Genomic DNA, 15,685 nt, shown 5'->3' on the forward strand with positions numbered 1-15,685 from the left:
AGTATTAGAGTGGCGGGGTGAACGATTGTTTTCTGATATATCAGACACTATCACCCTCCGACCCTCTAACCCTCAAACTCAAATACTCTCCAACTCAATTAAAGGCTGTCAAGAGGCTTCCGGTGATGATCTTTAAGTTTTTTAAACTCAGTAGGAGTAAACCCTGTGACGTTACGAAATTGGGTAGAAAGATGCTGAACACTTTTGTAGCCTAGCTTTCCTGCGATTTCTGTAAGATTGAATTCATTATATAAAAGGAGCTCTTTTACTTTCTCTATTTTTTGAAGAATAAAAAACTGTTCTAGGGTGATGTTTTCATTCTGTGAGAATGTTTTTGAAAGAGAACTATAATCTTTATGGAAGTTGGTACTTAAAAATTCAGAAAGAAGAAAATCTTCATCAATGTCAAGTTCACTGACTTTTACAATAATCAGATTCTTAATTTTCTCAACAAGCTGATGGGAAGAATCCATAATTCTTTCGAAGCCTGTTTCAAGCAGTTTCTCTTCAATAGATTTCATGATTGCCGCAGAAACATCAGATTCCGTTTCCACTTCTCCCAGAATAATAGTACTGGTCTTTACATTGGCATTATTGAAGATTGTTTCTACTGCGGAAATACACCTGCTGCAGACCATGTTCTTGATGAAGATCTTCATAGTTCACTGTTTAATCTGTCTTTTACAAATTCAATCCTGGTTTTACCATGCGGAGCTGGATTTCCGTCGCTGTCCAGATTCACCATGACAATTTTTTCAACAGTGATAATAGTTTGATGAGTCATTTTATTACGCACGTCACACCTTAATGTAATAGAAGAGGAACCAAAGTGAGTGGCTTCAATACCAATTTCTATGATATCTCCCTGCTTTGCAGAACTTACGAAATTGATCTCGGAAATAAATTTTGTAACCACTTTTGTGTTTTCAAGCTGGATGATCGCGTACAATGCGGCTTCTTCATCAATCCATTGTAAAAGTCTTCCTCCGAATAGTGAGTGATTGGGATTTAAATCTTCAGGTTTTACCCATTTTCTTGTATGGTAGTTCATGTTCTTAATAATTTGCAGTACAAATTTAGCGTTAAAAGCTGGGTTTTTCAAAAGAATCGTATTTATTGATCTGAAGAGAATTATTCATTTTCTCAATCATTTTCTTTTGGAACGCATTGCTTTGGTCTTTGTGATGGCGGGATCCTTTAAGAACTTTTGATATTCTTCACTTTCTATAGGATATAGGGCTACTTTTCCTTCCTTATCATGATGAGATCCAAATCCATATCTTTTGGCAAGGGGAGAAGATCGAAGGCATGCCTGACCTTTAGAAAAGAATTTTTCTCTTTCCGCTTGTTTTTCATTTTCTGAAATATCATTCTTAAAGGCGTAGCAATCAAAAATAATATCATCAGACGAATATTGGTAAGGATTTTTACTTATCTTTTCATAGTGAAGATTAGCTAATGTCTTTTCTTTTTTCTCAGGGGGAATTTGTGCCTGGGAAACAGGGCAGTCTTCAGCGACTTCTATAAAAGTATTGAGGTAATTGGTGGTGTGTTGTTTCATAATAAAATCCGGTTATATGCCCTTATATATATGATGTTAAAAGTGATCTCTAAATATACTACTATTCAGGATATTCTGAAATATTATAATTCCGGCAAATAAAAGCTTGAATAGGGTTTAAGGTTATTCAGAATAATTATTTTTTTAAAATAATAGGAGGGTATTTATTATGTTAACTAACTTTAACTTTTTATTATATCTTTGGGTTAATGTGTTGTTTTTCAGAGTTATGGGTGTTTTTATTGGTGTGTTGTATAAATTAAATTCAAACTAAAGTGAGAAAGAGATAAAAAAAAGCTTTGATTTGAAATTTTTAATTGTATCTTGCATACGTTTATATTTGGAATCAATATTTGTTCATTAATTTATGTTGTTTTTCTTTTATATACCAAATTTTTATTAATTTTTTAATTTATTCAAAATGAACATTTTTGTTTCAAACATCAATTACGCAACTAAAGAGTATGAGTTGCACGATCTATTTGCAGAATTTGGTGATGTATCATCAGCTAAAATCGTAACAGACAGAGAAACTGGCCGTTCTAGAGGTTTTGGTTTCATCGAAATGGGTGATGAAGAAGGACAGCAGGCTATTGAAGCTCTTAATCAAAAAGAATTCAACGGAAAAACATTAAACGTATCTGAAGCTAAGCCAAGAGAAGAGAAGCCAAGAAGAAGCTTCGATAACAACAGAGGCGGAGGTTACGGTGGTAACAATCGTGGAAATGGCGGTGGCTACGGCGGTGGAAACAACCGTGGTGGTAACGGCGGTGGAAATCGTTGGTAAAAATATAAAGCGGCTTTTAAGCCGCTTTTTTTATGATTTCTTTTTCTTCTTCTTTTTCTCTTTTTCTTTTTCCTTGCTGGCTTTTACCTTTTTCTCTTTCTTTGGATTTAAGATTTCCTCAGCAACCTCAAATTTCGGTTCTTCAACTTTCGCAGGCTTAATTTCAATTTTAAGATCAAAGTATCCTTTGAGATCATCCTGGGTGAGGAGTTTTTCACTGAACAAAAACTCAAGAATTTCTTTTCCTGAATCATTGAAAAAGTTGTGCGTAAGTTCCTTTAATAGAAATTTTCTGTATTCTTCAGACGGAACAAGGACCGTATATTTGAAGATTCTTCCTTCTTTTACAGTAGATAAATACCCTTTTTCAACCAATATTTTCAAATATGTGGAAACCGTATTTTGGTGTGGTTTGGGTTCCGGATGCTGCTCCATAACGTCCTTCAGATAGAAAGATTCCATTGTCCAAAACAGCTTCATAAAGTTTTCTTCTGCAGCGGTAAGATGATTGATTTTCATATATTCTTCTAATGTTGAAATTGTATATTGCAATAAAGGTAAATAAAAGATACCACAAAAGCTATTCCAGCTCCCATAAATACTTCTTTTACCGTATGCCTTTTTAAAATAATTCTGGTGAGTCCTACCAGGCTGGCAATCCCCAACCATAAAAGACCCATTCCCCAATCTAAAGTGAAAAATAATGCAGCTACAAATATATTAAATGCAGTATGCATAGAACTTTTAATGAAAAAATTGCTGATCTGAAGGGCAAAAAGCAAGATTAAAATAAAAAGCATAACCAGATCGATATATCCATTTCTAATGTAATTGAAAACAAGATAAATGACAACACAGACTGCTATAAATACATAAAGTGTCTTTCTCTGAACCCGGTTAGATACATCCATATTGGTATACCTGCCAGTTTTTACATTCCATACCAGCCAGATAACAACCGGTGCAATAATCATTAATAATAAAGGAAGAAAATAAAGAAGAGATTCTTTAAAAGAATACTCCCTGATGCTCATATACACAAAAAAAATAATCAGAGAAACCAACGGATTGAAGAAATCTGAGATGACCTTTGAGATATTGTGGAGAAGCGAAGATTTTTTTTCTTCCATATTTCAGTTTAAAAGCCAAATATAAGATTATAAGCCCAAAAAACAAATGCAGACCGCAAGATCATGTCGTTTTTAGGATGTTGAAAATATAGATAAGTGTGGGTGATCTTTGCTAAATCAAATGTTTATTACGTTTTTGATGAAAATAATGCGCGTTATTTACAAAAATATTTAATTTTAATTACTTCTGCTTTCAAAGAGAAAAGGAGTGGTTTAGCGTTGACTATTTTTTTAATATGAAATGAGCAAAGCTCAAAGGATTGATCAATTAATACCAATACTTAATATAATGAAACAGTTATTTATACTATCCTGTTTGTTCTGGGTAGTTTTGCTTTTGCACAAACTTATTCTTCAAAAGATTCACCGCCAGCATTATCTCCTGTTCATCAGTTGAGAATTTATGAAATTCCAAAAGAAAACAAACAAGCCTTCTTGGACCGATTTAAAGATCATGCATTAAGAATTATGAAAAAGTATGGATTGTCTCTATCTGGGAGTCTGAATTTGAAGGAAAAACAGAGTTTGTCTATCTGCTGCAATGGAAAGATGAAAATACAATGACAATTGCATGGCAAGACTTTATGGCGGATAAAGAATGGAAAAAGATCAAGCTTCAAACGTCAAAATTACATGGTGATTTTGTGAATAATATTGAAGACCGAACTTTAAAACTTACTGATTTTTCACCCAAAAAGGAGCTATTGAAATAACCAAAAGACATGTTAACAATAATTAAAGATGAAGAGAGAAGGAGAACAAAACATTATATTTTATTGATGCATCATTTTGTTGATTGTTTTCGGGAAACTACACAGAGAGGCCGATTTCTCAGATATTGCAATAAGAAAATAACAGTCAAAATGCTGTTTCATCAGCCTTCACAAGGGTCGAAAATTAAGAATAATCCGTTCCGCCTGCAAGTAGATTTTAGAGAAAAAACGAAAAGTTACTTATGCATACAATAAAAACAAAGTTTTTTTCATAATTTTGCTCAACTATTTCATCATAAAAAAGCAAGAGCTAACACATGAAAGAATTTTCTAAAGAGGTATACCTGAAGTGGTATGAAGATATGACAATGTGGAGAAGGTTTGAAGACAAATGCCGTTCTCTTTACCTAAAACAAAAGATCAGAGGATTTTTACATTTGTATAATGGCCAGGAAGCAATCCCTGCCGGATTTACACATGCAATGGATCTTACAAAAGACAGTATGATTACTGCTTACAGATGTCACATCCATCCAATGGCGATGGGAGTAGACCCTAAGAGAATCATGGCTGAGCTTTGTGGTAAAGCTACAGGTACATCCGGAGGTATGGGTGGATCTATGCACATTTTCAGCAAAGAGCACCGTTTCTACGGAGGTCATGGTATTGTTGGAGGGCAAATTCCTTTGGGAGCAGGTATTGCTTTTGCAGATAAATATTTTGACAGAAAAGCTGTAAATATCTGTTTCTTCGGAGATGGTGCTGCAAGACAAGGTTCATTACATGAAACATTCAACATGGCGATGAACTGGAAACTTCCTGTAGTATTTGTGGTAGAAAATAACCAATACGCAATGGGAACATCTGTAAAAAGAACAGCTAACCACGAAGATATCTATAAACTAGGATTAGGATACGAAATGCCTTGTCTTGCTGTAGATGCAATGGACCCTGTAAAAGTAGCTGAAGCAGCTTACGAAGCTATCGAAAGAGCAAGAAGAGGAGACGGACCTACATTTATCGAGGCAAGAACTTACCGTTACAGAGGACACTCTATGTCTGATGCCGAGCCATACAGATCTAAAGAAGAAGTAGCTGTTCACAAGAATGATGACCCAATCGAATTGGTAAAACACAGAATTCTTGAAAACGGTTGGGCTACAGAAGCTGAATTGGAAGCTATGGATAATAAATCAAGAGATTTCGTTGAAGAGTGTATCGAATTTATGGAGAATTCTCCATATCCGGATGCTGAGAAAATCTATGAGTATGTGTATGCTCAGGAAGATTATCCATTCTTAGACAAATTAGAAAACTAAAAGATAATGAGTTAATTTGACAATTTGAGAACTTGAAAATGTGATAGAGTATGTCCTTTTTTAATTTTCAAATTTTCAGATTGCTAAATTTTCAAATTAAAATAAATTATGGCAGAAGTAATTACGATGCCCCGCCTTTCCGATACTATGACGGAAGGTAAAGTGGCGAAATGGCATAAAAAAGTAGGAGATAAAGTAAAGGAAGGAGATATTTTAGCTGAAATTGAAACTGACAAAGCTGTTCAGGATTTCGAATCTGAAATAGAAGGTACTCTTTTATACGTTGGTGTAGAAGAAGGTGCTGCAGCTGCTGTAGACTCTGTTTTAGCAATTATTGGTAATGAAGGAGAAGATATTTCAGGATTAACGGGTGGGGCTGCTGCTCCCAAAGCAGATTCTGAAGAAAAAAAATCAGAAGAACCTAAAGCAGAAGCTGTGGAAACTGCTTCAGCAGAAGTTCCTGCAGGAGTAGAAATTATTACAATGCCAAGACTTTCTGATACAATGACAGAAGGTAAGGTTGCTAAATGGCACAAAAATGTTGGAGATACAGTAAAAGAAGGTGATCTTCTAGCTGAAATTGAAACAGATAAAGCAGTACAGGATTTCGAATCTGAATTCAATGGAGTGCTATTGAAGCAAGGGGTAGAAGAAGGGGATGCCGCTCCAGTTGACTCTGTATTGGCTATTATTGGCCCTGCAGGAACAGACGTTTCAGCAGTAGGAGCTCCTAAAGCTGCAGCTCAGGCATCAGAAAAACCAGCTGAACAAAAGACAGAAGCTAAAACTGAAGAAAAAGCTGCTCCGGCTGCTAACACTTCATCTTCTGACAGAGTGGCCATCTCTCCATTAGCTAAGAAAATGGCTCAGGACAAAGGAGTTGACATCAACAGTGTTCAAGGTTCAGGAGAAAATGGAAGAATCGTTAAAAAAGATATTGAAAACTATCAGCCAGCTGCAAAACCAGCTGCTTCAGCTCCGGCTGCAAGTGCTGCTGCTCAGGTTGCTGTAAGTTTCGTACAAGGAGAAGATACAGAAACTCCAAACTCTCAGGTAAGAAACGTTATCGCGAAACGTCTTTCTGAAAGTAAATTCTCTGCTCCTCACTACTATCTGATGGTTGAAATCAACATGGATAAAGCGATCGAAGCTAGAAAAGAGATCAACTCTATTCCAGATACAAAGATTTCATTCAATGATATGATCATTAAAGCAACAGCCATTGCTTTAAGAAAACACCCGCAAGTGAACTCAAGCTGGGCTGGAGATAAGATCATTCACAGAGGAAATATCAACGTTGGAGTAGCGGTAGCTATTCCTGACGGATTAGTAGTTCCTGTATTGAAGAATACAGATCAGATGTCTTACACTCAGATCTCTGCCGCTGTAAAAGATATGGCATCAAGAGCTAAGAACAAGGGGCTTAAGGCTAACGAAATGGAAGGATCTACATTCTCTATTTCAAACCTTGGAATGTTCGGAATTGAGACATTTACAAGTATCATCAACCAACCTAACTCTGCTATCCTTTCAGTAGGAGCTATTATTGAGAAACCAATCGTTAAGAACGGTCAGATTGTAGTAGGTAACACAATGAAGCTTTCATTAGCATGTGACCACAGAGTAGTAGATGGTGCTACAGGCGCACAATTCTTACAGACATTAAGAACTTATTTAGAAAATCCATTAACTTTGTTACTGTAATTTCTAGAATAAAAATAATGAAACCTCCCCATCGGGAGGTTTTTTTGTTTTAAAATCAATATTGTTGATATAACCTGTTGTAAAATCGACAATATGTTACTATTTTTGAATCATGATTAAAGCGAGAAATATCCATAAATCTTATGGGAATTTAGAAGTACTGAAAGGAGTTGATATTCACATCAAAGTAGGAGAAGTAGTTTCTATTGTAGGGGAATCTGGTGCAGGTAAATCAACATTGCTGCAGATTTTAGGAACGTTGGATCATCCTACTCAATCTGGGAAATATGACACTGAAATTGAGATTGCAGGAGAGTCATTTATCAACATGACTGATAAACAGTTATCAAAATTCAGAAATCAGAATATTGGTTTTGTATTTCAGTTTCACCAGCTGCTTCCGGAGTTTACCGCTTTGGAAAATGTACTGCTTCCTACTAAAATTGCAGGAGCTAATGAAAGAGAAGCTCTTGAAAAAGCCTACGCTTTATTTGAAGATCTTAAAATTGAACAACGATTGAATCATAAACCCAATCAGCTTTCCGGTGGAGAAGCGCAAAGGGTAGCCGTTGCAAGAGCTTTAATCAATTCACCGAAAATTATCTTTGCTGATGAGCCTACGGGAAACCTGGATTCAAAAAATGCGGATGATCTTCACAGGTTGTTTTTTGATCTTAGAGATAAGTATAATCAAACCTTTGTGATCGTTACCCACAACCCGAATCTTGCTGAAATTACTGATCGTAAGCTCGTAATGAAAGATGGGATGATTATAGAATAAATTTCTGACACACATGATGAAACACTTTATCTTTCTTTTTATACTTTTAGTTTCCTGCTCAAAAGCTAAATCGCAGCAGGCAGAGGTGTTGGGAGTTCCTCAATCCAAAATTTTAGAAATTAAAAGTTTTATTAAAGATAAAGCCTATAATCAGGACCTTGCCATTTTTATTAATTTTAAAATTCCATCAGGAAAATATCGTTATTTTATTTACGACCTGAAAAATAATAAAATAGTACAAAAGGCTATTGTTGCTCATGGTTCAGGATCTGTAATTTCAGGATCAACGGCTTTGAAGTTCAGTAATATTGAAGGATCTTATCAATCTTCTCTTGGAAAATATGCTATTGGAGGAAGCTATATGGGGCAATTTGGAAAAGCCTACCGCTTAAAAGGGCTGGATCCTACCAATGATAATGCCATGCAAAGAGCTATTGTTCTTCATTCTTTTAGCAGTGTTCCCGATGTAGAGTCTGAAAAACCAGCATGTTTGAGTCTGGGCTGTCCTATGCTTTCCATTAAAGCTTTTAAAGAAACAGCAAAATATATAGACCAATCAGAGAAACCGATTATCCTATATACTTTCTACTAATTTATAATTAATAATCCACTCCATGTCCTTAAAATTTCTGGCAGAAGACGATAGACCACGGGAGAAGTTCTTGCAAAAAGGTAAGAATGCACTTTCCGATTCTGAGCTTCTAGCCATTATTATGGGAAGTGGCAACAGAGAAGAGAGTGTGGTAGAACTGGCTAGAAAAATTTTAGCATCTGTAAACAATAATTGGCATCAGCTAAGTTTACTTTCTGTTCAAGATCTGATGAAATTCAAAGGAATAGGAGAGGCTAAAGCTATTTCTATCATTACAGCGTTAGAAATCGGGAGAAGAAGAGCAGGACAGGAAATCCCGGAACGTTCTGTTATTGGGAACAGTAATGATGCTTATTCAATTCTGAGAAATCAGCTGTCGGATCTACGAACTGAAGAATTTTGGGCTATTTTTCTTAATAACAGCAATAAAGTAATATACACTTCACAATTGACACAAGGCGGAATCAGCCAGTCTATTGTAGATGTAAGAGTTTTGTTTCGAACTGCCCTTGAACATTTTTCAACAGGAGTAATTGTTGCCCACAATCATCCTTCAGGAAGCCTGAAACCAAGCAAAGAAGATATTACGATTACACAAAAAATAAAAGAAGCTGGAAAAGTATTGAACATTCAGCTTCTAGACCATATTATCATTACACAAAATTCATATTTTAGTTTTTCGGACACAGGAATATTATGATTAGAAGATTGAAATACCATGAAATTGATTTTGTAAAATATTCTCAATGTTTAGAAAATTCTGAGCAAAGAAAATACTCTGCTACAAAAGACTTTTTAGATACTACAGCTCCTAAGCAATGGGAGATACTCGTATATAAGGATTATGAAGCTGTAATGCCTGTTCCTTTTGTGAAAAAATATGGAGTGAAAATCGTTCATAATCCTAAACTTTGCCAGCAATTGGGAGTTTTTTCGGGTAAAGATGATGTCAACCTTAACGAACAGTTTCTAGCGTATCTGGAAAACCACTATCTGATAAGAGCTTATCCTTTTAATGACGGGAATGAGCTTCGCACAAAATTCAGAATGAAGAAAAACTTTCTCATTTATCCTGATACATATGAGAAAGTATATGCCAGATATTCGCCTAAAAGAAAGAGAAAACTAAGATTGGATGAAGAAGTCTTGAAACATTCAGAAGTAAGAACTGTTTCTTATGATGAAGTGAAACCTTTTATAGAAGCCAATATTGTAGGACTGAGCAAAGAAGATGATCTGGCTGGTTTTATGGAGATTTATGAAACATCTTATCGTTTGAAGTATGTAAGCTTTTTAGCTTTTTATTATCATGGCAAAATGATCAATGCTATTGCTACATATTCGGATTGTGGTATGGTTGCACTTTTGGGAAATTTCAGTGATAAAGAATATGTAAAATTATCCGGGGCTTCTCTATTGATTGACAGGAAAATTAAAGAAACGATTGAGAATCATATTTTTGACTTTGAAGGAGGTGATATTCCAAATATTGAAGAGTTTTTCAGAGGATTCCGCCCAGAGCTGAAACCTTATGGGATCATAGAACGTTCCAAGAAAGATCTGTTTAAAAAATTAGGATCATTACTTTTAAAAGGAAGGATTTTTAAATGATAAAAAGCATTGTTTAGATTGGTTCTAATTTAGTATAATTCCGTACCTTTATACAACTTACAATAGCCATTATGTTACAGCAAATTCGTCATTATAAATTATCCTATATGCTTTATAATTTCTTTAAAAAAAGTAAATTAAAGCATAATATTCCATTATATAAAAAGTACGGGATCAACAAGCGTTACTTTTCGAGTATTTCAAGTAAAGATTTTGCCCATCTTCCTCAGACAGAAAGGAGTATTGCTGAAGAGAAGCTTTCATCCACTGCTTTTTTTAACAATTTATCGGAAGAAAATAAAGAAAGTGCTCTTCGTTATGATGACAACGGGTATATGATCCTGAGAAATTTTATCAGCCCGGAAACCGCAGAAAATATCAATATTGAGATTGAAAAGCTGATGAAAGACGGAACTTTAAAATTCCGTTATGGTGGAAAACTCATGTTTGCTATTCATCATTCTGAAATTATTAGAAATATAGGCAGCGATAAAAACCTGCTGGAGTTTCTGTCAGTTTTATTAGATGGCAAAGCGAAACTATTTCAAAGTATCAATTTTATAAATGGAAGTCAGCAGAAAACCCATTCAGATAGTATTCATATGACAACATTCCCATTGGGAGGGCTTTTAGGAGTATGGATTGCTTTGGAAGATGTGGATGAGAATAATGGAGCATTACATTATATTCCGGGAAGTCATAAATTACCCTATTTTCTCAACTCTGACTATGATAACGAAGGAACAGCTTTAAAAATAGGAAAGAAAAGTTATAAAGCTTACGAAGAGTTTCTGGAAGATAAGGTCAAAGAATTGGGATTGAAAAAAGAAGTTTTTAGAGCTAAAAAAGGAGATATGCTGATCTGGCATGCCAATATTCTTCACGGCGGAGAGCCGCATACTGATAAAAACAGAACCCGAAAAAGCCTGGTATACCACTTTTTTGATGAAAACAGTGTTTGCTACCATGAAGTTACACAAAGACCTGCATTATTTGAACTGTAATATCAGAAAATATTAGTAATTTTGCAGTCATAAAATTATGACGAGTCTTTCAGGATATTTACCCTATGCATTTGCATTGATTATTGCAATTCCTTTTCTGGTTTTGCTGAGACAATTTGTACACTCGTATATTACCCTTAAAAACCAGGAACTCAAATTACTTACCGTGAAGTCGAATTCGGAGAATAAAGCCCATTCTTACGAGAGAATGACTTTGTTTCTGGACAGAATAAAGCCTTCTAACCTCATTCAGCGATTTGATAAAGGACTGGCAGTTCATGAGTTTATTTTCCTTACCGAAAAAGCGATCAATGAAGAGTTTGAATACAATTCTTCTCAACAGCTTTATGTAACAAAAAACTCCTGGAAAAATATCGTAGACTCTAAAAATGCCATTATAGATCTTCTTCATAAGACCTATGACGGATTGAAAGGTGAAGTGAAGTTGGATGAGTTCAAAACCATCTTCATTATGAACTATATGGAAAGCAATGATTATGTTGCTGAAACGATAGAAGATTTAAGAAAAGAAATTTTAATAATAACTTAAAAAATAACAGATAAATAATGATTCCAAATTTTAAAGCACATCCATGGCACGGAATTTCTGCAGGAGAAGATGCGCCAAATGTTGTAAATGTATTTGTGGAGATTGTTCCTTCAGATACTATTAAATATGAAGTAGATAAAGAAACAGGATATTTAAAAGTAGACAGGCCTCAGAAATTCTCTAACATCATTCCCGCTTTATATGGTTTTGTTCCAAGAACATATTGTGATAAAGAAGTAATGAGATTAGCAGTAGAATCTGGAGCTGATGATGTGACAATGGGAGATCATGACCCGCTTGATATTTGTGTTTTAAGTTCTCACAATATCCACGCTGGAGGTTTATTGATGGAAGCTATTCCAATCGGTGGTTTCAAAATGATTGACGGTGGAGAAGCAGATGATAAAATTGTAGCAGTAATGATCAATGACCATGCTTTCGGACATTTCAGAGATATTACTGAGTTACCGGAAGCAGAAGTAAAAAGATTGATGCACTATTTCCTAACTTATAAAAACTTACCGGATGAGCCTGCAAAATGCAGAATCCAGGAAGTTTACGGTGCTGAGCATGCAAGAAAAGTGATTAAAGCTTCTCAAACAGATTATGCAGATAAATTCGGAGGATAAGATTCTCTGATGTAATAATACAAAAGGATAAACGGGAAACTGTTTATCCTTTTTTGTTAGATAAGAAGCTGAGGCTGGTAAAAGCAAGTAATTGAAGTCTTTAATATAAAAGACTGGCCCAACTTTGACATTTTTTACTACTTTCCTTACTGCTTTTAAAACCTTAATAAACCTTAATGGTTTACAAATTAAAATCATTCAGGCGTGATTCCATAAGCTTTTGTATCAATTTTCAGGCTGCAGTATTTTCAGAAAAATGATCATTGATAGATAAGATTCTTTTGTGTGGTAATGAAAAGTCCATGTTTTTTTTAATGCTTTGGTGATAATTATTTATTATATTTATTTTTCTATTACCAAAAAAATATTAAACTATGGATCTATTTATGTTAGTGCCAATTTTTGGTGTCATCGCTTTGCTCTATACATTTCTTCAAAGCAACTGGGTAAGTAAACAGAATGCTGGAAATGAAAAAATGAAAATAATCAGCGGACATATTGCTGATGGTGCAATGGCTTTTTTAAAGGCCGAATATAAAATCTTAACCTATTTTGTCGTCGTTGTGGCCATTCTTTTGGCAGTGATGGGATCAAGTAATGCCAACTCACATTGGAGTATTGGAATTGCTTTTGTAGTAGGCGCCATTTTTTCAGCTACTGCTGGTTTTATAGGGATGAAAATTGCAACCAAAGCCAATGTAAGGACTGCGGAGGCTGCAAGAACTTCCTTATCTAGAGCACTTAAAGTTTCTTTTACGGGAGGTTCCGTAATGGGAATGGGAGTAGCAGGACTTGCTGTATTAGGATTAGGAGCCTTGTTTTTAATTATTAAACAGATTTTTGCACCGGAAGCTGCAGTAGATTCTCATGAAATGGAAACAACCATAGAAATTCTTACCGGATTTTCCCTTGGCGCAGAATCTATTGCTCTTTTTGCAAGAGTCGGTGGTGGTATTTATACAAAAGCAGCTGATGTTGGCGCTGACTTAGTGGGAAAAGTAGAGGCTGGAATTCCAGAGGATGACCCAAGAAACCCGGCAACCATTGCAGACAATGTAGGTGACAATGTAGGAGATGTTGCAGGGATGGGAGCAGACCTTTTTGGATCTTATGTAGCGACTGTATTGGCAACAATGGTATTGGGAAGAGAAACCATTTCTGATGATTCATTTGGAGGTTTTGCGCCGATTCTTCTACCTATGCTGATTGCAGGAACAGGGATTATCTTTTCAATGATAGGAACTTTATTTGTGAAAATTAATGATAATGAAGGTTCATCTACTTCCAGTGTACAAAATGCCTTGAATTTAGGGAACTGGGGCAGTATTGTGATTACAGCAATAGCCTCTTATTTTCTAGTAACATATCTTCTTCCTGAAAAAATGATCCTAAGAGGTCATGAATTTACCAAAATGGGTGTATTTGGTGCCATCATGGTAGGGTTGGTTGTAGGAACTCTGATGAGTATTATCACAGAATATTATACTACTATGGGGAAGAGACCGGTTTCCAGTATTGTGAGACAGTCTTCAACCGGACACGCTACCAATATTATCGGCGGACTTTCTGTCGGAATGGAATCCACATTACTTCCGATCATTGTATTGGCAGGAGGAATCTACGGATCTTATCTATGTGCCGGATTGTATGGGGTAGCGATTGCTGCTGCCGGAATGATGGCTACTACAGCGATGCAATTAGCAATTGATGCTTTTGGTCCAATTGCAGATAATGCCGGAGGTATTGCTGAGATGAGTGAACTTCCTAAAGAAGTTCGTGAAAAAACAGATATTCTGGATGCTGTAGGAAATACAACTGCTGCTACAGGAAAAGGATTTGCTATTGCTTCTGCAGCATTAACGGCATTAGCACTGTTTGCAGCTTTTGTTGGAATCGCAGGTATTGATGGTATTGATATCTACAGAGCAGATGTTCTAGCAGGTCTCTTTGTAGGCGGGATGATTCCATTTATATTCTCTTCATTAGCCATTACCGCTGTTGGACAGGCTGCTATGGCCATGGTAGAAGAAGTAAGAAGGCAATTCCGTGAGATTCCAGGAATCTTAGAAGGAAAAGCCCAGCCGGAATACGAAAAATGTGTAGCGATTTCTACCGATGCATCCATCCGAAAAATGATGCTGCCAGGAGCTATTGCCATTATTTCACCATTATTAATTGGGTTTATCTTTGGACCTGAGGTGCTGGGAGGTTTCCTTGCAGGAGCTACGGTAAGTGGTGTATTGATGGGGATGTTTCAGAATAATGCTGGAGGAGCCTGGGATAATGCTAAAAAATCATTTGAAAAAGGAGTTGATATTAATGGCCAGACCTACTACAAAGGTTCAGAACCTCATAAAGCTTCTGTAACTGGAGATACAGTAGGAGATCCGTTTAAAGATACTTCAGGTCCATCAATGAATATTTTGATTAAGTTGATGTCGATTGTTTCATTAGTAATTGCACCTACTTTAGCAGTGATACATAAAGATAAAATTGAAGCTAATAGAAAGGCGAAAATTGAAAGTTTAACAGGAATTTCAGGAGTTGCTGCAACTTCTTCAGGCCTTAAAGTTCCGGTTGTTCCGGGTGAGGTGAAAGGTCATCTTAACGAAAGTGGAGACTTTGTATACGAAACCGGGAATCTGCAAAAAATAAAACTGAAAGGTGGAAAAACAATAGAATTAGGTGAAACCAGCCAGTTATATCAGTTATATAACTCAGTGAATCAAAAAGATAAGGCAATCATGGATCCTAATAAATGGTATACGATTGAAAATCTTTATTTTGAAACAGGGTCAAGTGATCTGAAAGCAGGATATGAGTTGCAGCTGAATAACCTGGCAGAAATTCTGAATGCTTATCCTGATCTGAAAATAAAATTAGGCGGCTACACTGACAATAGCGGTAATGAAGAAAGCAATCAGAAATTATCTAATCTGAGAGCACAAACTGCAAAACTTAAGCTGTTGGAATTAGGAGTATCGGCTGATAGGATAGAAGCAGAGGGATATGGTTCCCAGCATCCGATTTGTGAAGCCAATGATACTGACGAATGTAAGGCCAAAAACAGAAGAATTGATGTAAGGGTGCTGTCTCTCTAAAGTCAATATAGATAATAGTAAAGCATCGCATTGGCGATGCTTTTTTTATGTTTTTTGGATAAGGATTTAAGTCATTACAACCTGCCTTTTAATACACGATTATTTTATTTGCCACAAATGCGCGAATGATTTTTATTTTTGTATTCGTGGCTAAAATATCTTGTGTCCTTTACTAAGAATCCTTGTATCCCTGGGATATGTTC

The 15,685-nt window shown here is 35.8% G+C and carries 17 protein-coding genes; 12 read left to right on the top strand and 5 right to left on the bottom strand.

What is annotated here, in order from left to right; all coding sequences use genetic code 11:
* Positions 1-98: 98 nt before the first annotated feature.
* The 3 genes from AC3HD6_RS16935 to AC3HD6_RS16945 form a co-directional block, all read right to left on the bottom strand.
* A complete protein-coding gene (locus AC3HD6_RS16935; RefSeq protein ID WP_488897399.1) occupies positions 99-659 on the bottom strand; it encodes a helix-turn-helix domain-containing protein in 561 nt (186 codons plus the stop codon).
* The gene (locus tag AC3HD6_RS16940) at positions 656-1,051 is read right to left on the bottom strand and encodes an acyl-CoA thioesterase (RefSeq protein ID WP_068943083.1); all 396 of its coding nucleotides are present in this window, start codon (positions 1,049-1,051) and stop codon (positions 656-658) included. Before AC3HD6_RS16940 ends, AC3HD6_RS16935 begins: the two co-directional genes overlap by 4 nt.
* A gap of 96 nt (positions 1,052-1,147) precedes the next feature.
* The gene (locus tag AC3HD6_RS16945; RefSeq protein ID WP_488897400.1) at positions 1,148-1,561 is read right to left on the bottom strand and encodes a DUF6157 family protein; all 414 of its coding nucleotides are present in this window, start codon (positions 1,559-1,561) and stop codon (positions 1,148-1,150) included.
* Positions 1,562-1,982: 421 nt separating this feature from the next.
* Between AC3HD6_RS16945 and rbp the strand changes: the two genes are divergently transcribed.
* Positions 1,983-2,348: an RNA-binding regulator gene (gene rbp, locus AC3HD6_RS16950; protein ID WP_488897401.1), complete on the top strand. Its 366-nt coding sequence runs from the start codon at positions 1,983-1,985 to the stop codon at positions 2,346-2,348.
* A gap of 30 nt (positions 2,349-2,378) precedes the next feature.
* Here the strand turns inward: rbp and AC3HD6_RS16955 are convergent, their stop codons facing one another.
* Both AC3HD6_RS16955 and AC3HD6_RS16960 read right to left on the bottom strand, forming a co-directional pair.
* Complete coding sequence (locus AC3HD6_RS16955; RefSeq protein ID WP_488897402.1) at positions 2,379-2,867, bottom strand: BlaI/MecI/CopY family transcriptional regulator; 489 nt, start codon at positions 2,865-2,867, stop codon at positions 2,379-2,381.
* Between the two features lie 8 nt (positions 2,868-2,875).
* The gene (locus tag AC3HD6_RS16960; protein ID WP_488897403.1) at positions 2,876-3,478 is read right to left on the bottom strand and encodes a phosphatase PAP2 family protein; all 603 of its coding nucleotides are present in this window, start codon (positions 3,476-3,478) and stop codon (positions 2,876-2,878) included.
* Between the two features lie 536 nt (positions 3,479-4,014).
* Between AC3HD6_RS16960 and AC3HD6_RS16965 the strand changes: the two genes are divergently transcribed.
* The 11 genes from AC3HD6_RS16965 (at position 4,015) to AC3HD6_RS17015 (ending at position 15,482) form a co-directional block, all read left to right on the top strand.
* Entirely contained in the window at positions 4,015-4,191 is a 177-nt protein-coding gene (locus AC3HD6_RS16965) for a hypothetical protein (RefSeq protein ID WP_488897496.1), read from the top strand.
* A 317-nt stretch (positions 4,192-4,508) separates the two neighbouring features.
* Positions 4,509-5,510 (top strand): pyruvate dehydrogenase (acetyl-transferring) E1 component subunit alpha, encoded by a 1,002-nt coding sequence (gene pdhA / locus AC3HD6_RS16970; protein ID WP_160138323.1) that lies wholly within the window; start codon positions 4,509-4,511, stop codon positions 5,508-5,510.
* 108 nt (positions 5,511-5,618) lie between these two features.
* Complete coding sequence (locus AC3HD6_RS16975; RefSeq protein ID WP_488897404.1) at positions 5,619-7,214, top strand: dihydrolipoamide acetyltransferase family protein; 1,596 nt, start codon at positions 5,619-5,621, stop codon at positions 7,212-7,214.
* A gap of 112 nt (positions 7,215-7,326) precedes the next feature.
* Positions 7,327-7,995, top strand: a complete 669-nt coding sequence (locus AC3HD6_RS16980; RefSeq protein WP_068943088.1) for an ABC transporter ATP-binding protein — start codon at positions 7,327-7,329, stop codon at positions 7,993-7,995.
* A gap of 13 nt (positions 7,996-8,008) precedes the next feature.
* Positions 8,009-8,587 carry a murein L,D-transpeptidase catalytic domain-containing protein gene (locus AC3HD6_RS16985; protein ID WP_488897405.1) on the top strand — a complete coding sequence of 193 codons (579 nt, stop codon included), beginning with the start codon at positions 8,009-8,011 and terminating at the stop codon, positions 8,585-8,587.
* 22 nt (positions 8,588-8,609) lie between these two features.
* On the top strand, positions 8,610-9,287 hold the full coding sequence (gene radC, locus AC3HD6_RS16990; protein WP_488897406.1) for a RadC family protein: 678 nt from the start codon (positions 8,610-8,612) through the stop codon (positions 9,285-9,287).
* The gene (locus AC3HD6_RS16995; RefSeq protein ID WP_488897407.1) at positions 9,284-10,198 is read left to right on the top strand and encodes a hypothetical protein; all 915 of its coding nucleotides are present in this window, start codon (positions 9,284-9,286) and stop codon (positions 10,196-10,198) included. Before radC ends, AC3HD6_RS16995 begins: the two co-directional genes overlap by 4 nt.
* Positions 10,199-10,269: 71 nt before the next feature.
* Positions 10,270-11,202, top strand: coding sequence for a phytanoyl-CoA dioxygenase family protein (locus AC3HD6_RS17000; protein WP_488897408.1), 933 nt, complete (start codon positions 10,270-10,272; stop codon positions 11,200-11,202).
* A gap of 37 nt (positions 11,203-11,239) precedes the next feature.
* Positions 11,240-11,752, top strand: a complete 513-nt coding sequence (locus tag AC3HD6_RS17005) for a DUF7935 family protein (protein WP_066699697.1) — start codon at positions 11,240-11,242, stop codon at positions 11,750-11,752.
* 17 nt (positions 11,753-11,769) lie between these two features.
* On the top strand, positions 11,770-12,381 hold the full coding sequence (locus AC3HD6_RS17010) for an inorganic pyrophosphatase (RefSeq protein ID WP_488897409.1): 612 nt from the start codon (positions 11,770-11,772) through the stop codon (positions 12,379-12,381).
* Positions 12,382-12,755: 374 nt separating this feature from the next.
* On the top strand, positions 12,756-15,482 hold the full coding sequence (locus tag AC3HD6_RS17015) for a sodium-translocating pyrophosphatase (RefSeq protein WP_488897410.1): 2,727 nt from the start codon (positions 12,756-12,758) through the stop codon (positions 15,480-15,482).
* Positions 15,483-15,685 lie beyond the last annotated feature (203 nt).

This window comes from Chryseobacterium sp. II3a, from assembly GCF_057815135.1.